The 17,211-nt window shown below is 71.2% G+C and carries 18 protein-coding genes and 1 riboswitch; of the genes, 9 read left to right on the top strand and 9 right to left on the bottom strand.

Going from position 1 to position 17,211, the window contains the following annotated elements:
* Nucleotides 1-8 precede the first annotated feature (8 nt).
* The 3 genes from ASF21_RS15330 to ASF21_RS15320 are packed head-to-tail and all read left to right on the top strand — an operon-like array spanning nucleotide 9 to nucleotide 4,764.
* Nucleotides 9-1,034 carry a 3-oxoacyl-ACP synthase III gene (locus ASF21_RS15330; RefSeq protein WP_055773295.1) on the top strand — a complete coding sequence of 342 codons (1,026 nt, stop codon included), beginning with the start codon at nucleotides 9-11 and terminating at the stop codon, nucleotides 1,032-1,034.
* Entirely contained in the window at nucleotides 1,028-3,799 is a 2,772-nt protein-coding gene (locus ASF21_RS15325) for an alpha/beta fold hydrolase (RefSeq protein WP_055773293.1), read from the top strand. The genes ASF21_RS15330 and ASF21_RS15325 overlap by 7 nt, the downstream gene beginning before the upstream one ends.
* Nucleotides 3,796-4,764 carry an NAD-dependent epimerase/dehydratase family protein gene (locus ASF21_RS15320; RefSeq protein ID WP_055773291.1) on the top strand — a complete coding sequence of 323 codons (969 nt, stop codon included), beginning with the start codon at nucleotides 3,796-3,798 and terminating at the stop codon, nucleotides 4,762-4,764. The genes ASF21_RS15325 and ASF21_RS15320 overlap by 4 nt, the downstream gene beginning before the upstream one ends.
* 318 nt (nucleotides 4,765-5,082) lie before the next feature.
* On the opposite strand, the gene ASF21_RS15315 is transcribed toward ASF21_RS15320, so the two are convergent.
* The 5 genes from ASF21_RS15315 to ASF21_RS15295 form a co-directional block, all read right to left on the bottom strand.
* On the bottom strand, nucleotides 5,083-5,913 hold the full coding sequence (locus tag ASF21_RS15315; RefSeq protein WP_055773289.1) for a C40 family peptidase: 831 nt from the start codon (nucleotides 5,911-5,913) through the stop codon (nucleotides 5,083-5,085).
* Nucleotides 5,914-5,916: 3 nt separating this feature from the next.
* A riboswitch (cyclic di-AMP (ydaO/yuaA leader) is annotated at nucleotides 5,917-6,122 on the bottom strand.
* Between the two features lie 107 nt (nucleotides 6,123-6,229).
* Nucleotides 6,230-7,192: a bifunctional DNA-formamidopyrimidine glycosylase/DNA-(apurinic or apyrimidinic site) lyase gene (gene mutM, locus ASF21_RS15310; protein WP_055773287.1), complete on the bottom strand. Its 963-nt coding sequence runs from the start codon at nucleotides 7,190-7,192 to the stop codon at nucleotides 6,230-6,232.
* On the bottom strand, nucleotides 7,193-8,014 hold the full coding sequence (gene rnc, locus ASF21_RS15305; RefSeq protein WP_082471640.1) for a ribonuclease III: 822 nt from the start codon (nucleotides 8,012-8,014) through the stop codon (nucleotides 7,193-7,195). It abuts the gene before it with no gap.
* 78 nt (nucleotides 8,015-8,092) lie between these two features.
* Nucleotides 8,093-8,296, bottom strand: coding sequence for a 50S ribosomal protein L32 (gene rpmF, locus ASF21_RS15300; RefSeq protein ID WP_055773285.1), 204 nt, complete (start codon nucleotides 8,294-8,296; stop codon nucleotides 8,093-8,095).
* Between the two features lie 2 nt (nucleotides 8,297-8,298).
* Nucleotides 8,299-8,865 (bottom strand): YceD family protein, encoded by a 567-nt coding sequence (locus tag ASF21_RS15295; RefSeq protein WP_055773283.1) that lies wholly within the window; start codon nucleotides 8,863-8,865, stop codon nucleotides 8,299-8,301.
* Nucleotides 8,866-9,037: 172 nt separating this feature from the next.
* Here ASF21_RS15295 and ASF21_RS15290 point away from each other — a divergent pair, with 172 nt between their 5' ends.
* A complete protein-coding gene (locus ASF21_RS15290; RefSeq protein ID WP_055773281.1) occupies nucleotides 9,038-9,577 on the top strand; it encodes a YdcF family protein in 540 nt (179 codons plus the stop codon).
* Nucleotides 9,578-9,600: 23 nt separating this feature from the next.
* Here the strand turns inward: ASF21_RS15290 and coaD are convergent, their stop codons facing one another.
* Nucleotides 9,601-10,074 (bottom strand): pantetheine-phosphate adenylyltransferase, encoded by a 474-nt coding sequence (gene coaD, locus ASF21_RS15285; RefSeq protein WP_055773278.1) that lies wholly within the window; start codon nucleotides 10,072-10,074, stop codon nucleotides 9,601-9,603.
* Between the two features lie 67 nt (nucleotides 10,075-10,141).
* Between coaD and ASF21_RS15280 the strand changes: the two genes are divergently transcribed.
* The 5 genes from ASF21_RS15280 (at nucleotide 10,142) to ASF21_RS15260 (ending at nucleotide 14,552) form a co-directional block, all read left to right on the top strand.
* The gene (locus ASF21_RS15280; protein WP_055773276.1) at nucleotides 10,142-11,386 is read left to right on the top strand and encodes an aminotransferase class I/II-fold pyridoxal phosphate-dependent enzyme; all 1,245 of its coding nucleotides are present in this window, start codon (nucleotides 10,142-10,144) and stop codon (nucleotides 11,384-11,386) included.
* Nucleotides 11,383-12,237 (top strand): spermidine synthase, encoded by an 855-nt coding sequence (locus tag ASF21_RS15275; RefSeq protein ID WP_157365946.1) that lies wholly within the window; start codon nucleotides 11,383-11,385, stop codon nucleotides 12,235-12,237. Before ASF21_RS15280 ends, ASF21_RS15275 begins: the two co-directional genes overlap by 4 nt.
* 144 nt (nucleotides 12,238-12,381) lie before the next feature.
* Entirely contained in the window at nucleotides 12,382-12,729 is a 348-nt protein-coding gene (locus ASF21_RS15270; protein ID WP_055773274.1) for a hypothetical protein, read from the top strand.
* 341 nt (nucleotides 12,730-13,070) lie between these two features.
* On the top strand, nucleotides 13,071-13,676 hold the full coding sequence (locus ASF21_RS15265; protein WP_055773273.1) for a hypothetical protein: 606 nt from the start codon (nucleotides 13,071-13,073) through the stop codon (nucleotides 13,674-13,676).
* 123 nt (nucleotides 13,677-13,799) lie between these two features.
* Nucleotides 13,800-14,552, top strand: a complete 753-nt coding sequence (locus ASF21_RS15260) for a YcnI family protein (protein ID WP_082471638.1) — start codon at nucleotides 13,800-13,802, stop codon at nucleotides 14,550-14,552.
* Nucleotides 14,553-14,665: 113 nt separating this feature from the next.
* On the opposite strand, the gene rsmD is transcribed toward ASF21_RS15260, so the two are convergent.
* The 3 genes from rsmD to ASF21_RS15245 are packed head-to-tail and all read right to left on the bottom strand — an operon-like array spanning nucleotide 14,666 to nucleotide 17,208.
* Nucleotides 14,666-15,238 carry a 16S rRNA (guanine(966)-N(2))-methyltransferase RsmD gene (gene rsmD, locus ASF21_RS15255; protein ID WP_055773271.1) on the bottom strand — a complete coding sequence of 191 codons (573 nt, stop codon included), beginning with the start codon at nucleotides 15,236-15,238 and terminating at the stop codon, nucleotides 14,666-14,668.
* 9 nt (nucleotides 15,239-15,247) lie between these two features.
* Nucleotides 15,248-16,366, bottom strand: coding sequence for a sulfate/molybdate ABC transporter ATP-binding protein (locus tag ASF21_RS15250; RefSeq protein ID WP_055773269.1), 1,119 nt, complete (start codon nucleotides 16,364-16,366; stop codon nucleotides 15,248-15,250).
* Nucleotides 16,366-17,208: an ABC transporter permease gene (locus ASF21_RS15245; protein ID WP_055773267.1), complete on the bottom strand. Its 843-nt coding sequence runs from the start codon at nucleotides 17,206-17,208 to the stop codon at nucleotides 16,366-16,368. Before ASF21_RS15245 ends, ASF21_RS15250 begins: the two co-directional genes overlap by 1 nt.
* Between the last annotated feature and the right edge of the window lie 3 nt (nucleotides 17,209-17,211).

Raw genomic sequence — 17,211 nt, 5'->3', positions numbered from 1 at the left:
CAGGAAATTTGACCGGTAACGCGACGTTTCGACATGAAAACACGGCCTTGCTCGCCGTCACGAGTGTGGAGGCGCCGGTAGTCGTCAGTTCCGCAGAGTTCGACGAACGGCTGGCACCCAGCCTCAAGAGGCTCCGGCTCTCCAAGCGGCTCCTCGAGCGCGTGGCAGGTGTCACCGAGCGGCGCTGGTGGTCCCCGGGGTCCGACTTCGACGATGCCGCCATCGAGGCCGGCGCCAAGGCGATGGCCGAGGCGGGGATCGAGCCGGGCGACGTCGGGCTCCTCATCAACACCTCGGTGACCCGCCGGAACCTCGAGCCCTCGGTGGCCGTGAAGATCCACCATTCCCTGGGCCTGCCGTCCTCCGCGATGAACTTCGACCTCGCCAACGCCTGCCTCGGTTTCGTCAACGGCATGACGCTGGCGGCCAACATGATCGACTCCGGCCAGATCAAGTACGCCCTGATCGTCGCCGGCGAGGACGCCCAGCGGACCCAGGAGGCGACCTTCAACCGCCTCAACCGCGAGGACTCGACCCGCGAGGACTTCCTCGCCGAGTTCGCCACGCTCACCCTCGGCTCCGGCGCCGCCGCCGCGGTGATCGGCCCGGCGGACCTCCATCCGGGCTCCCACCGGATCCTCGGCGGGGTGTCCCGCGCGGGGACCCAGCACCACGAGCTGTGCATCGGTGGCATCGACGGCATGTACACCGACACCAAGGGACTGCTCGACGGCGGGCTTGAGCTCGTCGTCACGGCGTGGCACGAAGCCCAGACGGACGGCTGGAACTGGGACGGCATGGACCGCTACGTCACGCACCAGGTCTCCAACTCCTACACCAACGCCATCATCAAGGCCGTCGACCTGGAGCGCGAACGGGTGCCCATCACCTTCCCGCACTGGGGCAACGTGGGCCCGGCGTCGCTGCCGATGACCCTCGCCCAGGAGGCGCAGTCGCTCAGTCCCGGCGATCGCGTGCTGTGCCTCGGCGTGGGCTCCGGCCTCAACACGTCGATGATGGAGATTGCGTGGTAGCACTCCCCGGCGTCGATCCCTCGTGGTCGGCGTATCTTGACGTGCCCTCGACCAGCGGCGCGGACGCCCCCGGGACACACCACCGCTGGCATTACCTCGACAACGGCGCGGGTGCCGACGGCGCTCCCGTCCGCGGGACACTGCTCTGCGTCCACGGCAACCCCACCTGGTCCTACCTCTGGCGCACGTACCTGGCGGCCGGGCTCGCGGAGGGCTGGCGCGTCGTCGCCGTCGACCAGCTCGACATGGGGTACTCCGCCCGCACCGGCGTCTTCCGCCGCCTCGAGCACCGCATCACCGATCTCGAGGACTTCGTCGCGGCGCTCGGCCTGCACGGTCCCGTCGTGACGGTGGGGCACGACTGGGGTGGCGTCGTCAGCCTCGGCTACGCCGAACGCAACCGCGCGGACCTCGTCGGCGTGATCCTGACCAACACCGCCATCCACCAGGATCCGGCCCGCTCCATCCCCGCTCCCCTGCGGCTGGCACTGGCGCCGGGCGTCCACGGCCTGGGCACGCGGACCAGCACGGCCTTCCTCGACGTGACCCTGGCCCTGGCCCGGCCCGCGCTGGACCCGTCGGTGCGCCGCGCGTTCCGCGCGCCCTACCGCACGCCGGACGATCGTCGGGGCATTGCGAATTTCGTCTCCGACATACCCGCGGATCCCTCGCATCCGAGCCACGCCGCACTGACCACCACCGCCGAGGGCATCCGGACGCTCGACGTCCCGGTGCTGATGATGTGGGGCCCGCACGATCCCGTCTTCTCCGACACGTACCTCGAGGACCTCGCCCAGCGGCTGCCCCAGGCGGACATCCACCGCTTCGAGCACGCGAGCCACCTCGTGCAGGAGGACGCGGACACGGCAGCCACCGCCATGCAGTGGCTCGCCGCGCGTTCCGTCGCGGTGCCGACCGGCGACGCAGAGACCACCGCATCCGCGCGCTCCGCCGGGCAGGACGAACGCCCGGCCTTCTCGCCGCTCGGCCGGCGCCTCCGGGATCTGGCGTCGGGCCCGGACAGCGGGACGACAGCCGTGGCCGAGCTCACCCCGAGCGGAATCAGGACGCTGTCGTGGAAGGACCTCGACGACGACGTCGCCGCCGTGGCGGCCGGGCTCACGGCCCTGGGCTACGGACCGGGCAGCCGCGTCAGCCTCCTGGTCCCGCCGGGGATCGACCTCACGGTCCTCATCTACGCGTGCCTGCGGATCGGGGCGATCATCGTCGTCGCCGACGCCGGCCTCGGCGCGCGCGGCCTGAGCCGCGCCGTGCGCAGTTCAGCACCCGACGTCGTCATCGGGATCGAACGCGCCCTGCTCGCCGCGCGGGCCTTCCGCTGGCCGGGCCGCAGGATCAGCGCCACGTCCCTGACCGCGGCAGGACGGCGGGCCCTGCGGGTCGATGCGTCGCTGGGCGACCTCAGGGCCGCGCGTGCGACGGCGGATGCCGGGGTGCAGCCCGAGCCGGACGCCGATGCCGCCATCCTCTTCACCTCGGGTTCCACGGGACCGGCGAAGGGGGTGGTCTACACGCACCGTCAGCTCTCGGCGATGCGGGACACCGTCGGTGCCACGCTCGGACTCGGCCCCGGATCATCCCTCGTCGCGGGATTCGCGCCGTTCGCCCTCCTCGGCCCGGCGCTCGGCGCCACCTCCGTGACACCGGACATGGACGTCACCACGCCCCGCACGCTGACGGCGCAGGCCCTCGCCGACGCAGCAGCAGCGATCGACGCGACCGTCGTGTTCGCCTCCCCCGCGGCGCTCAGGAACGTCCTCGCCACCTCGGGTGCCCTGTCGGAGGACGGCCGGACCGCGCTCGGGCGCATCTCGCTGCTGCTCTCGGCCGGAGCCCCCATCCCCGTGCCGCTGCTGGAGGAGGTCCAGGCCCTGGTCCCGGCCGCCGCCCTCCACACGCCGTACGGCATGACGGAATCCCTGCTCGTCGCCGACACCGATCTCGGCGGCATCCGGCGGGCTGCCGCTGCGGCGGCCGCCGGGCTCGACGGCGCAGGGAACGGTGTCTGCGTGGGCCGTCCCGTGCACGGAGCGGTCATCGCCATCAGTCCGCTGGCCCCGTCCGGTCCGGACGTCCAGGACCACGGGCACGGCGCCCGACCACACCGGCCCGCTCCGGGCGCGGCGACCGGTGAGCCCACCACGGCCCCCGGTGTCACCGGCGAGATCCTCGTCGACGCGCCGCACGTGAAGGACCGCTACTTCCGGCTGTGGAGAACACAGCAGGAATCCGTGCGGACGCACCCGTGGCACCGCACGGGGGACGTGGGCCACCTCGACGCCGAGGGCAGGCTCTGGGTCGAGGGCCGCCTGGGCCACGTCATCACCTCCGCCGCGGGGATCCTCACGCCCGTCGGCCTGGAGCAGGCCTTGGAGATGCTCGGCGACGTCCGCCTCGCCGCCGTCGTCGGCGTCGGGCCGGCCGGCACGCAGGCCGTCGTCGCCGTCCTCGAGACAGCAGCGTCCCGAAGCGCGGCAGCAGCGTCCGGGCGGCCGGTCCGACGGCGGGCCGGAGCGTCCGCTTCGTCCCTGCTCCGGAGGCCGGAGCAGCGGGCCCGCCTGGCCGCCCCGGATCTGGCGGCCGCGGCGCGCCGGGTGGCTCGGGAGCGCGGAGTGGACCTGGCCGCCGTCGTCGAGGTTCCCGCCCTGCCGGTGGACATCCGCCACAATGCCAAGATCGACCGCGCACGCGTGGCCGCCTGGAGCGCCCGGTTCCTCTCGGGCGGCCGGGCAGGGTCCCTGTGACGGTCCTCGTCACGGGGGCCAGCGGCATGCTCGGCCGCGCGGTGGCGCAGCAGGTGCTGTCCACCGGGCGGGAGGTGCGCTGCTTCCAGCGGCGCCCGGCGGGGATCGCCGGGACCCAGGAGGTCCTCGGCTCCGTCGATGATCCCGCAGCCGTAGCCCGCGCGGTGGCCGGCTGCTCGTCGGTCATCCACCTCGCCGCCAAGGTCTCCTTCGCAGGTCCCGCTGCCGAGTTCCACCGGATCAACGTCGAGGGGACGCGCCTCCTCCTGGACGCGGCGGAGCAGGCCGGCGTCACCGACGTCGTCCAGGTCTCCTCACCCTCCGTGGCGCATGACGGCACATCGCTGGTCGGCGCACCGGCAGGCCCCGCCGATCCTGCGCATGCGCGGGGTCACTATGCGCGGAGCAAGGCCGCCGCCGAGCTGCTGGCGCTCGGCCGCAGCACCCGTGGCTTCCGGGTTGCGGCGGTCCGTCCCCACATCGTCTGGGGTCCCGGGGACACGCAGCTCGTGGAGCGCGTGATGGAGCGGGCACGCGCCGGCCGCCTCCCGCTGCTCGACGCCGGTACCGCCCTCATCGACACGACCTACGTGGACAACGCGGCGGCTGCGATCGTGGCGTGCCTGGTCCGGATGGACCGCGCCGCGGGACTGTCACTCGTGGTCACGAACGGCGAACCCCGGCCCATCGCCGAGCTCCTGGCCGGTATCTGCCGCGCGGGAGGCGTGACCCCACCGACCCGGAGTGTGCCCGGATCGCTCGCCCGGGGAGCGGGAGCCGTGATCGAGCGCTTCTGGACCGCCCTCGAGCGGTCCGGGGAGCCACCCATGACGCGCTTCCTGGCGGAGCAGCTCTCGACCGCGCACTGGTTCGACCAGCGGCACACCAGGGCGGTCCTCGACTGGCGTCCGGCGGTCGGCATCGACGAGGGGTTCGAGCGGCTCGCCCGCCACTACTCGACCTGACACCGGCCTGCAGACCGCCTGCCTTCGCAGGCTTCGCGCACTCCTGTCCCACCCGCCCGGTCGTCCGGCAGCCGGACCGACCTCCATCACGCCGAGCACGCGCCGTCGTCCGCGGCCGGAGCCTGCAGAGCCTGCCCCGAGCTCGACGTGCACGGCGCTCCCGACCGCTCGGACATGGTGCCGGCCGGCGTCGGAACGGGGGTACGACGAAGGGCGGGATGCTGTGCATCCCGCCCTTCGTCAGGCGTCACCGCTGGAGCTCGACCCCACTCCTTCGGCTCGCAGCGTGACCGCGGACCGGGTGGGCCGACCGATCGATCAGCGGGTGTAGTATCCGTCCACCGACATGACGGACACGGAGTGCACCTGCGTACCCTGCGACGGGTTCAGTGCGCTGATCATCTGGCCGTTGCCGAGGTAGATGCCGACGTGGCTCCCACCGTTCTGGCTCACCAGGTCACCCGGCTGGGGGTTACCGGTGGGGCGCAGGGCGGCGAACTGGGACCACGTGGTGCGCGGCAGGTTGATGCCGTTCTGCGCGTAGACCCACTGGACGAAGCCCGAGCAGTCCCAGCCGCCGAAGGCCGTGCCGCCGTAGACGTAGCCCGATCCCTCGCCCTGCATGGCCGTTCCGACGATGCCGGTGGCGCCGATCGACGAGGACTGGAGGCTGTAGGTCGGCGCGTCATCGACAGGGGCGGCGACGGGCGCTGCTACGGGAGCGGCGACGATCGAGGCGGACTGCACCGAGTACTGCTGCTGGGGAGCGGCGGATCCGCCGAGTGCGATGGACTGGCCCGGGTAGATGACCGAGGCGTAGCCCAGGCCGTTCGCCGAGAACAGGGTGTCCAGGCTGACGCCATGGGCCGCGGCGATGCTGCCGAGGGTGTCACCGGACTGGACGGTGTAGGTACCGGCTGCGGCGGGGGTGGCCACGACCTGCTGGACGGGAACCGACTGGACGCTGATCTCGCCGGAAGCGCTGGCGGGCAGTGCCGCGCCGACCATGAGGCCGGAGGCCGCGACGACGACGGCGGCGGGCTTGCCGGCGATCGAGGCGCTCGCGGAGACGGCCCGTGAGGCGGTAACGAGGGGGTTGACACGCGTGGGGACTGCCCGGTGGCGTGCGATATGGCTCTTCTTGGACATGCTGATGCCTTTCCCAATGCCTACGAAGTTAGCTGTCGGGTTCGGATGGGACATCCGGACGTGGTGTTCGTGCACCACCGCCCCAGAGCTGGTGCACGCGCGTCTTGACCCCTAGGACCCGTGAGTGGGTCCGCTATCGGTTCCCCCGCCCCTGTCGATGTGTGTAGCGAACGGTCCGTCCTCATCGACAGGGTTAGGCAGAGAGAGGAGGGGCGCCCCTCCGTGGTGGAGCGGGCGCGGGTTCAACGGTACGCGGTGATCCCCGACTTGTCACGTTTGGATCACGGACGGCCGGGTGCCGCTGTCCCGGCGCTGCTCAGGGTCTCGCGTTCCGCGGCCGGGGCTGGCAGACGGGGCAGAAGAAGGAGGACCTGTTCATGAAATGCCCCCGCCGGATCAACGTGGTCCGTCCCTCTGCAGCACACCTGCGGCACGGCCGGCCTGAACGCCCGTAGGCCTCGAGATCGCGGGCGAAGTAGCCCGATGCACCGTTGACGTTGACGTAGAGGGAGTCGAAGCTCGTCCCCCCAGCGGCAAGGGCACGGGTCATCACCTCGGTGGCGGCGTCCACGATGCGCCGGGTGTCGGGTCGGCGCATCGTCTCCGTGGGCCGCGCATAGTGGAGGCGCGCAGCCCACAGCGCCTCGTCGGCGTAGATGTTCCCGATCCCCGAGACGAGTCCCTGGTCGAGCAGGGCACGCTTCAACCCCGTGCGACGGCGGCGCAGGCGCTGGTGGAACTCCTCGAAGAAGAATGCAGGATCGAGGGGGTCGCGGGCGATGTGCGCGGCCTGGTGGGGCACGAGCGCGGTGTCGCTTCCCCCCAGCCCACCGGGGTGACCGTCCGGTGTCGGCTCGAAGCCCGTGACGAACATCCCGCCGAAGATCCGCTGGTCGACGAAACGCAGATCCGTGGGCAGGGCGGAGCCGTCCTCCCCTGTCGCCCGCGACAGGGCAATGCGAACCTTCAGGTGCTTCTCCAGGGGCGCCGCTGCGTCCTCGATGAGCAGCTGCCCGCTCATGCCGAGGTGGGCCATCAGCGCCAGCGGCGGGGCGGCGTCATCCGCCGCCGGATCCTCGAGGACCATCCAGAGGAACTTCCCGCGCCGCACCACATCGGTGATGCGCGCGCCGGTGACGTCGCCGACGAAATCCTCGACCCCGTTGACATGACGACGCAGGGATCGTGGATCGAGGACGTCGACCTTCTCGACCGCCCGCCCGGTGACCCAGCGGGACAGTCCCCGCCGGACCACCTCCACCTCGGGGAGTTCAGGCACTCATGCTCCGTCGTCGGAGTCTGAGCGCTCGGGGAGCCCCGCGTGGTCGGTGTGCCTCCGCGCGCCGCCAGAGCGACCGGTCACGACACCTGCAGGACGCACGCCGACGTCGCCGGCTCCCGTGACGATCGCAGGCACGTCCTGAACGTCGGCGAGGAGCTTCCACGAAGCAGCCGCAGCCGCCTGCTCGGCCTCCTTCTTCGAGTGCCCACCGCCCGCGCCGTACTCCACCCCGCCGATGACGAGACGCGCGGTGAAGGTGCGCGCATGGTCGGGACCCGTCCCGTCGACCTGATAGTCGATGGCGCCGAGCCGCCTGCCCGCTGCCGTCTCCTGGATCCGGGTCTTCCAGTCCGTCCCCTCACCGAGCACGGCGGAGTCCCGCAGGAGGGGACCGATGAGGCGCATGACCATGGCGCGGGCGGTCTCGATGCCGTGGCTCAGGTACGCGGCGCCGATCACGGCCTCCATGGTGTCGGCGAGGATGGAGGCCTTGTCCCGCCCGTTGGTCAGCTTCTCCCCCTGGCCGAGCAGCACGTAGCTGCCGAGGTCCAGTGCCCTGGCGACGCCGGCGAGCGCCCTGGTGCTGACGACGGCGGACCGTCGCTTCGCCAGTTCACCCTCGGACAGATCCGGGTTGTCCCTGTACAGCGCGTCCGTCACCGAGAGGCCGAGCACCGAGTCACCGAGGAACTCGAGGCGCTCGTTGGTGGGGATGCCGCCCTTCTCGTACGCGTAGGACCTGTGCGTCAGGGCAAGACGAAGCGTCTCGGTGTCGATAGTGACACCGAGACGCTTCGAGAGTTCTTCTGTATTCTTCACGACCGCATCAGCTGATCACGCGTCGGACCGGCGTTTTCCGCCGCTGCGCGGAGCACAGCAGCGGAAGGTGCACCGATGTCAGACGTCGGCTACCTTGCGGCCCTTGTACTCGAGGAACAGCGGGGTGCCGGCCGAGTCGGTGACAACCTTGGCCTGGTGGGCGAGGCTGTAGGTGACGCGACCGTTCTCGAGGGTCTTGACCAGCCTGGGGGCGGTTGCCTTCCACTGGGACCGGCGTGCACGGGTATTCGCGCGGGACATCTTCCGTTTCGGGACAGCCACGGCTAACTCTCTTCCTTCTCGTCTGACTCTGACTTGGGTGCCGCATCGTTCTCGGCGGCAGTGCCCGCCAGCCCTGCGAGGGCTGACCAGCGGGGATCCAGTACTTCGTGGTGGTGGTCCGGATCGTCGTTCAGCCGTGCTCCGCACTCGGAACACAGGCCCTGACAATCCTCCCGGCACACCGGCTGGAATGGCAGCGAGGTGACCACCGCATCCCTCAGCACGGGCTCCAGATCGACGGAATCGCTCTCCACCCGGTGCTGTTCTTCGTCCTCTTCCACCGACAGCGACGCAGAGTCGCTGTAGAAGAAGAGTTCCTGGAGGTCCACGTCGCGGTCGAACCGCAATGGCTCCAGGCAACGGCCGCACTCGCCGGTCACCTCGACGTTTGCCGTTCCCGACACCAGGATTCCCTCGTGGACCGATTCGAACCGCAGGTCCAGCTCCATGTCGGAGCCCTCCTGCACGCCGATCAGCGCCACGCCGAAATCCTTGGGTGCCGGAACATGTTCTTCGATGGTCCGCATGCTCCCCGGACTGCGTCCGAGATCCTTGACACTGAATGTCAGGGGCGAACTGAGATCGCTGCTAATGGTGACTCCTGTAGAACATATGACCGACGTACCATCCTAGCCCGATGGGACCGGCAGGCCCAAAACGCGGCCGTACGTCTACCCTCGGAGGGTGACCAGCCCTTCCATCCCTCCGCATCCTGCTGGGACACCGGATGGCCTCCCGCGGGTGCTCCGCCGGACTCTGCACTTCTGCACGGTGCTGCTCGTCCTGTGGCTCCTCACAGCCTACGAGCTCTTCTACAACCCGCCTCTCGCCGAGACGGGTCGCGCAGATGCGGTGTTCGTGCTGGCGGGTGCTTCGGACGAGCGCCTCGCGGTGGGACAGGATCTCGTCGACACGGGCGCCGCACCCCTCCTCGTGCTGTCGTCGACGGGCCTGCCGGGCAACACGCGGGCGGACGCCCTGTGTGGAGCGGAGACCCGGAGGACCACGTGTTTCCGCCCGGATCCGCTGACCACCCGCGGCGAAGCACGATCCATCAGCGACATGTCCCGGGATCGCGGCTGGGACGACATCATCGTCGTGACCTCGACGTACCATGTGACGCGCTCACACCTCAACATCTCCCAGTGTTCGAAAGCCACGGTCACCATGGCTGCATCGCACCCTGATCTCGGTCCAGGGCAGTGGATCGCGAGATTCACCGAGGAGAGCATCGCACTCGCTACGTCCGTCCTCCGTCCGGTCTGCGCCAACCGGGTCTGACAGACCGCGCCGTCGAACGGCCCTCAGACCCGGTCGACGAGGCGTCGGAGGACGGCGTCGGGCACGAACGGACGGATGTCGCCCCCCAGTGCGGCCACCTCCTTCAGCAGGGTGGAGGAGACGTGGGCGAAGTCGGTGCCCGTCGGTAGGAAGACGGTCTCGACATCGGCCAGGTGCCGGTTCATCGTCGCCATGGGCAGCTCGTAGTCGAAGTCGAGGCTCGAGCGAAGGCCCTTCACGAGCGCCGTCGCTCCGTTCTCGCGGCAGAAGTCCGCCAGGAGGCCGGCGCCCATGGGGACCACGCGGATGTTCGGCAGGTGCGCGAGGCTGTCGACGCAGAAAGCGATGCGCTCCTCGCCGGAGAAGCGGTAGTTCTTGGCGTAATTGGTCGACACCGCGACGAGCACCTCGTCGAACAGGCGCGCTGCACGCCCGATGACCTCGATGTGTCCGTTGTGGAGGGGGTCGAAGGATCCGGGGCAGACGGCGCGACTCATGCCTCCACGGTACCGAGTCCCGCTCCCGGGTCCACCCCTCGGCCGCCGTCACCGGGATACTGGTGGCATGAGCACCGATGCCGAGCGAACCTCTCCGCACCTCCCCACCACCCGCCCGGCCGCCCCGTGGGCGAGAACCGCTGCCGGCGCGAACCTGCTCGGCGGGGACGGCGGGCTCGGGATCACCATCTTCGAGGAGGTCACCGCCCTCGCGCAGAAGCACGCGGCGATCAACCTCGGGCAGGGCTTCCCCGACGAGGACGGGCCGCGGGAGATCCTCGACGCCGCGAGGTCGGCCATCGCCGACGGGGCCAACCAGTACGCTCCCGGACAGGGCCTCGCCGTGCTGCGTGACGCCATCGCCGCCCATCAGGAGCGCTTCTACGGGCTCACCGTCGATCCCCGGACCGAGGTGATCGTGAGCACCGGCGCCACGGAATCCATCGCCGCGGCCATTCTCGCCTTCGCCGGGCCGGGCGACGAGGTGCTGACCTTCGAGCCCTTCTACGATTCCTACGGCGCCGTGATCGGCCTCTCCGGAGCCACCCATACGACAGCTCCCCTGCTGGCGCCGGACTTCCAGCCGGATGCCGCCTCGCTCGCGGCGGCCTTCACGGACCGCACGAGGATCGTCGTCGTCAACAACCCGCACAATCCCACCGGAAGCGTCTTCCGGCGGGAGGCACTGGAGACGATCGTCCGGTTGGCGGAGCGGCACGGTGCCATCATCGTCACCGACGAGGTGTACGAGCACCTCCGCTTCGGCCCCGAGCACATCCCGATCGCCACGCTCCCCGGAGCGGCGTCGCGCACCCTGACCATCTCTTCGGCAGGCAAGACCTTCTCCGTGACGGGATGGAAGGTCGGGTGGCTCAGCGGGCCGGCGGAACTCGTGGCTCAGGTGCGCACCGTCAAGACGTTCCTCACCTATACCTCCGGCACTCCCTTCCAGAGTGCGGTGGCCCTAGGCCTCGGCCTGCCCGACGAGTTCTTCGGCTCCGTGGCGGCCACCCTCCGGCGGAAGCGCGACCTCCTGGGCGAGGGACTCCGCGCCGCGGGATTCGAGGTGTTCGAGCCCGAGGGGACGTTCTTCACGACGGTCGACGCGTCCCCCCTCGGTATCGACGACGCGACGGCCCTCGCCCGCAGGTTGCCCTCGCTCATCGGCGTGGCCGCCATACCGGTGGCGATGTTCTGCCACGAGGACGGCGCCGCCCGGACGAGGTCGCTCCTCCGCTTCGCCTTCTGCAAGCGCTTCGACGTGATCGAGGAGGGCGCCCGGCGCCTGGCCACCCTCCGGGACCGCGTATGAACGTCCCGGACGCCACGGCCGGCCACGACGGCCCGAAGGCCGCCGACGGCGACGACGGATTCGACGTGCCGACCCGCTGGCTCCCCGTCTCGGGTGCGTACGCGGAGATCGACGAGGACGCCTACATCGACGGCGCACTGATCCTCAGCATCGGTGGCGCCCAGCAGTCCCACGTCGACGTCGCGCACCCGGGCCGCGTCTTCTACGAGTACCTCCAGCGCATCGCCCACGTGATCGACCTGCTCGGAGCACCCGGCGCACCCTTGAGGGTGCTCCACCTCGGCGCGGGGGCACTCACCCTGGTCCGCTACGTCCACGCGACGCGACCCGGGTCCGCGCAGGTCGCCGTCGACCTCGATGCCGAGCTGATCGACTTCGTCCTCGCGGAGATGCCGCTCGCGGACGGTACCGGCTGCGACATCGTGATCGGCGACGCCGCCGATGTCGTGCTGGAGGAGGCCGACGGATCCTTCGACGCCGTCGTCCTGGACATCTTCGCCGGATCCGACGCCCCGGCCCACCTCACCTCGCCGGACTTCGCGGCCCACCTCCTGCGCGTCTGCGCACCGGACGGCGTGGTGCTCGTCAACGTGGGCGACGATCCGCCGCTCGCCTTCGCCCGGGCGCAGAGCCGGCAGCTGTCCTCCCTCGCGGAATCGACAGCGGTCCTCACCGAGGCCGGGATGGTGGACGGCAGCTCGGCGGGCAACGTCGTCGTGGCAGCCCGTCCCGCTCCCTGGCCCGCGTCATGGACCGCCGCGCTGCTCGCGGCCGGCCCGCACCCCGCCGCGGTCCTGGTCGGACCGGTGAGGGAGGCGTTCGACGCCGGGGAGCCGCGTCCCGCGCGGTAGCCCTCGATCAGCGCCTGCGGTCCCGGCGCACGCCCTCCTGTCAAGGAAGATCCGGTCCGGCACCGACACCCTTTCCGTCACTAGCCTGAAAGAGCTTGAGCAGCCGGGCGCGAGGGACCGTCCCACCCTGGGGAGACCGGAGCCATGCGGCACACGCTGAGCATCACCATCAAGCTGGACATCGACTTCCGATGGGCGCGTATCGACGTCCGCGGCTGCCTCACGCGGGGCAGCTGCCGCGCGCTCGTACCGATCGTCGACCGCAGCTTCCGCATCCTGCAGGAGCCGAACGTCGTCATCGACCTGACGGGCGCCACGCACATCGATCGTGAGGGGGTGGACACCCTGCGGAACCTCGGCATCGTCGGCCCCACCGCGCATCCCCTGCTCACGGAGCGGACCGGCACCTGCTCGCTCGTCGTGCCGGACGACCTCCCGGAGTGCCCCTCGCTCCGGGCCCGCCCGGGCGGCGTCCACCGGTCCGCGGTGTGAACGGCCACCGGGGCCGGCACGCCGCGCCTCCCTCACGGCCGGCTCGGGGATGCTCGTGACCTTCCACGGACGGCGTCGGTGAACGGCATCGCGTGCCTGATCGTCACGGCGTCAGCCCCGGGGTGGCGCGTCCTGTCGTCCGTGCGCTGGCACGAGGTGAGGGGCCACCGCTGACGCCCGGTCCGGGAGCGGTGCGAGCAGCGAACGCCCATCCGTGGCGCACAGCTGACCGAATCATGTGCAGATCATCGGGGTGGTCGACGGCTGTACGCTGAAGGAGATCGTCACCCGACGGTCGAAGCCGCGGCCGACGCACGGGAACGAGAGGGGAGGGAACAGTCATGACTGCACCTGCCCTTCCGTATATCCGGTCGCTGGTGCTGGTCTCCCTGATCCTCTCGGTCTCCTCCGCATCGCATGTTCTCGCTGCCGGTCATCTGCCGGCGCCCGGAGTCATCCTGCTGCTCGGCGTGCTCCTGCTCCTGCCGATGATGGTGCTCGCGCGGCGCACCGTCTCCTTCCGGTCCGCCCTCCTCGCGATGGGTGCGGGGCAGGGCCTGCTGCACAGCCTGTTCTCCCTGACCGCAGTGCCCGCTGTCTGCCAGAGCTCCTCGGCGATGCCGGGCCACCACGCCGCCTTCGAGCTGGCCTGTTCGCCGGTCACGCAGGACGGGATGGGGGGAGCTACCGGTGGGGCCCTGATGCTGTTCCTGCACGCTGTCGCGACGATCGTCCTCGCGGCGGCCGTGGCGACGAGCGATCACGCCGCCACCCTGCTCCGAGCCTGGCTCCGACCTCTTCTCACCGGCGCCGGTGTCATCCCCCTGCCCGCGACCCCGCACCGCTCCGCCGTCGTCCTCGTACCGACGCCCGTCGCTCCGTCCACCGTGTTCGGCGCAGTCCCCCCGCTGCGCGGCCCGCCGTCGCCGGCCGCCACGACCGCCTGAGCCGCGTCCTCCACAGGGACAGGGGTTTGCGGGCGGTCACCGACCCGTCATCCCCCATCACCCGCTGCCCGAGATCAGACCGCCCTTCGCGGTGGATCGGGCGCACCTCTGGAAGGCTCCACCATGTCGAACACATCCCTGCGGAATCGCCGCACCCTCTCGACCTCCGCCGTCGCGCTCACCACGGCCGGCCTCATGGCGCTGGGCCTCGGCGCGGCGAGCGCGCACGTCAGCGTCGCGCCCGCATCGACCACCGAGGACGGCTACTCGCAGCTCACGTTCAGCGTCCCCAACGAGTCAGAGACAGCTGCGACGAACAAGCTCGAGGTCCAGCTGCCCACCGAGCAGCCGTTCACGTCCGTACGGGTCAAGCCCATGGAGGGATGGACGGCGGAAGTCGTCACCGGGGCGCTGCCCGAGCCCGTCACCACCGCCGATGGCGCGACGCTGACAGAGGCCCCCCTCTCGGTCGTGTGGACGGCGGAACCGGGCGCCGAGATCTCCCAGCAGGAATACCAGACCTTCTCGATCTCCGTGGGCCGGCTCCCCGAGGCCGGCACCACGGTCATGCTGCCGGCCACGCAGTCCTACACGGACGGCGATGTGGTGGAGTGGGACGACGAGGTCGTCGAGGGCGCGGAGGAGCCCGAGAAGCCGGCGCCCTCGTTCCTGACCACCGCGGCGGTCGAGGGCGAGGACGGGCACGGCGCACACGGTGCGGCGGCCGAGACCCCCGAGGCGATCGACGCCGAGCCCGCCGCAGCCAGCACGGACACCGGCTCGGTCTCCGCCGTCGGCTGGATCGGCCTCGTCGCCGGACTGCTCGGCCTCGCCGCAGGCGCCACCGCTCTCGTCCGTACGCGCCGCCAGGCCTGACACCCCTGATACCGGCGCGGTACCGGCGTGCGAACCGGTACCGCGCCCTCGGGAGCCCGAGCGCCCCCGCCACGACCGGAGGCCGTGCCCCTGCCCGACCCGTGGGTGACGGGTCAGGACGCCGCCGGCTCCAGGAACCAGAGGCGGGTCTCGCCGTACTTCTTCTCCGAGAAGCGCTCCAGCCCGCCCGGCCAGGACGGCTCCGGTGATCGGGCCGAACGCTCGACGACGACCACGGCTCCCTCCGCGAGGCGTGACGCGAGGGCTGCGAGCACGGCGATCACCCCGTCGGCGTCCACCGTGTAGGGCGGATCCATCAGGACGAGGTCCCAGGTCAGTTCCGGCGCCACCCGATCGAGGTACGTCTCCACCTTCGACCTGTGCACCCTGACGGCGGTCCAGCCGAGGACGCGGTTCACCAGATCGGCGTTCTTCTGCGCCACCAGCGCCGCGCGATCGGCCGATTCGACCAGGTCCACGGTCGCGGCCCCACGGCTGGCGCTCTCGACCCCGAGCGAGCCCGATCCGGCGTACAGATCGAGGACGTGCGCGCCGTGCAGGACGCCGTAGGACTCCAGCCGGGAGAAGAGCGCCTCCTTCACGCGGTCCGTGGTGGGCCGGGTGCCGTTCCCCTCCACGCTGGCAAGGGTCGAACCGCCCGCGGCTCCGGCGATGATGCGCGTCATCCTCCGACTCTATCGCCCGTCGCCCGTCCGTCCGGTCCCCCTCCCGGCGTCCGGCGCAGCGGGAAGGGCGTAGACGACGGCGTCCTGATGGCGGAGCGACACCTCCACGGCACAGCCGGGGACGATACCCATCGCGACGGCGTCCGCAGGAGCCAGGTCAGCGGCCATCCCGGCGGCATGGACCCGGATCGCCTCACCGCGATGCTCGATGTCGTCGACAATGGCCGTGACGCGGCTCGTTCCCGAGGCGGCCCCGTGATCCGTCCCGGTGGAAGGACCACCGGGTCGCGCGACCGAGACCGCGGCGGGACGGATCGCGAGTGCGAACTCCTCCCCCGCGCGTCCCGGACCCTCCCACGGCACCACCAGACCGTTGGCGCCCGTGAACCCCATCTCCGTCCGCCGGCCGAGGAGGAGATTCAGTCCGGCCAGCCGCGCACCGAACGCTGTCACGGGCCGCGTCAGGACCTCCATGGTCCGCCCGGCCTCGACGACACGGCCGCCGTCCAGGATCAGCACGCGATCGGCGAGCAGGAAGGCGTCGAGCGCATCGTGCGTCACGATCACGGCGGAGCGCCCCTGCAGCACCTCACGGAGCAGCGTGCGGATCGCGGGCGCGACGGTGACGTCGAGGGCGGCGAGTGGTTCGTCGAGCAGCAGCAGCGCCGGGTCCGTGGCCAGGGCCCGGGCGATCGCGACCCGCTGGGCCTGACCGCCGGACAGCCGTCCGGGGCTGCGCCCGGCCAGTTCGGGTGTGCCGACCCGCTCGAGCCAGGCGGACGCGGTGGCGCGCGCCTCGGCCCGCGACAGGCCGCGGCTGCGCGGACCGAAGGCCACGTTCTCGAGGACGGAGAGGTGCGGGAACAGCAGCGCCTCCTGTGCGAGGAGGGAGACGCCCCGGCGCCGCGGCTCGATGAGCACGCGCCGCCCGGGCCCGACGTCGAACAGGACATCCTCGCCCAGCGTCGCCCGGCCCGCCGACGGTGCCAGGAGACCGGCGAGCAGGCCCAGGAGGGTCGACTTCCCAGCCCCGTTCGGACCGAGCACCGCGACGGTCTCACCGTCGGCGAGATCGAACGCGACGTCGAAGCCGCGTTCTGGCAGTGCCCCCGCGAAGGTCAGCGGCATCAGTCCACCCGCCCCGGCGCGGCGGCCGGCGCCTTCGGCGACGCCGTGCCCCGCGGATCGAGGCTGCCGAGCGGGCGGACGCGGTGGGCGACGCCGACCACGACGACGGCGACGACCACGAGGACGAGGGACAGGGCCACGGCCGCATCGGGATCTGTCTCCCGCTGCAGGTAGATCTCGAGCGGGAGCGTCCGCGTGCTGCCCTGGAGGCTCCCCGCGAACGTCAGGGTGGCACCGAATTCGCCGAGCGCCCGGGCGAACGAGAGGACCGCGCCGGAGACGAGAGCGGGGAGCACCAGCGGCAGGGTGATCCGCCGGAGGACCGTCCAGCGACCGGCGCCGAGCGTAGCACCGACGGCCTCGTAGCGGGTCCCGACGGTCCGCAGGGCTCCTTCGAGGCTGAGCACCAGGAACGGCAGGGCGACGAACGCCTGGGCCAGCACGACGGCCGTCGTGGAGAAGGCGACGTCGATCCCCAGGGACGCGAGGCCGCTCCCGATCAGTCCGCGCCGACCGAAGGTGTAGAGCAGGGCGATACCCCCGACCACCGGCGGCAGCACGAGGGGCAACAGGACGAGGGACCGCACGAACCGTCGGCCGGGAAAGGAGGTCCTCGCGAGGACGAGCGCGAGCGGCACACCGAACAGCACACAGAGGATCGTGGCGGACACCGAGGTGCGGAGGCTGAGCAGGAGAGCGGCCCGGGCCCCCTCGGACGTCACGAGCGGGATGAACCGGGGCCAGTCGATGCGCAGCGTCATGGCCGCCAGGGGGAGGACCACGAACACGGCGCCGACGACGGCGGCAGCGACCACCCAGCGCGGGAGGGCAGCCGTGTTCACGGG

Origin of the sequence: Arthrobacter sp. Leaf234 (assembly GCF_001422665.1) — a bacterium.
Taxonomy (GTDB): domain Bacteria; phylum Actinomycetota; class Actinomycetes; order Actinomycetales; family Micrococcaceae; genus Arthrobacter_D.
The sequence above is the reverse complement of the archived record's forward strand: the minus strand, read 5'-3'. Positions and strand labels throughout refer to the sequence as shown.

What these genes read in the sequence shown, in the direction of transcription:
- ASF21_RS15275 (WP_157365946.1), top strand. Translation starts at nt 11,383, where the DNA reads ATGAACGTCCCGGACGCCACGGCCGGCCACGACGGCCCGAAGGCCGCC.
- ASF21_RS15250 (WP_055773269.1), bottom strand. Translation starts at nt 16,366, where the DNA reads ATGCCGCTGACCTTCGCGGGGGCACTGCCAGAACGCGGCTTCGACGTC.
- ASF21_RS15315 (WP_055773289.1), bottom strand. Translation starts at nt 5,913, where the DNA reads ATGTCCAAGAAGAGCCATATCGCACGCCACCGGGCAGTCCCCACGCGT.
- ASF21_RS15280 (WP_055773276.1), top strand. Translation starts at nt 10,142, where the DNA reads ATGAGCACCGATGCCGAGCGAACCTCTCCGCACCTCCCCACCACCCGC.
- ASF21_RS15270 (WP_055773274.1), top strand. Translation starts at nt 12,382, where the DNA reads ATGCGGCACACGCTGAGCATCACCATCAAGCTGGACATCGACTTCCGA.
- ASF21_RS15260 (WP_082471638.1), top strand. Translation starts at nt 13,800, where the DNA reads ATGTCGAACACATCCCTGCGGAATCGCCGCACCCTCTCGACCTCCGCC.
- ASF21_RS15265 (WP_055773273.1), top strand. Translation starts at nt 13,071, where the DNA reads ATGACTGCACCTGCCCTTCCGTATATCCGGTCGCTGGTGCTGGTCTCC.
- coaD (WP_055773278.1), bottom strand. Translation starts at nt 10,074, where the DNA reads ATGAGTCGCGCCGTCTGCCCCGGATCCTTCGACCCCCTCCACAACGGA.
- rsmD (WP_055773271.1), bottom strand. Translation starts at nt 15,238, where the DNA reads ATGACGCGCATCATCGCCGGAGCCGCGGGCGGTTCGACCCTTGCCAGC.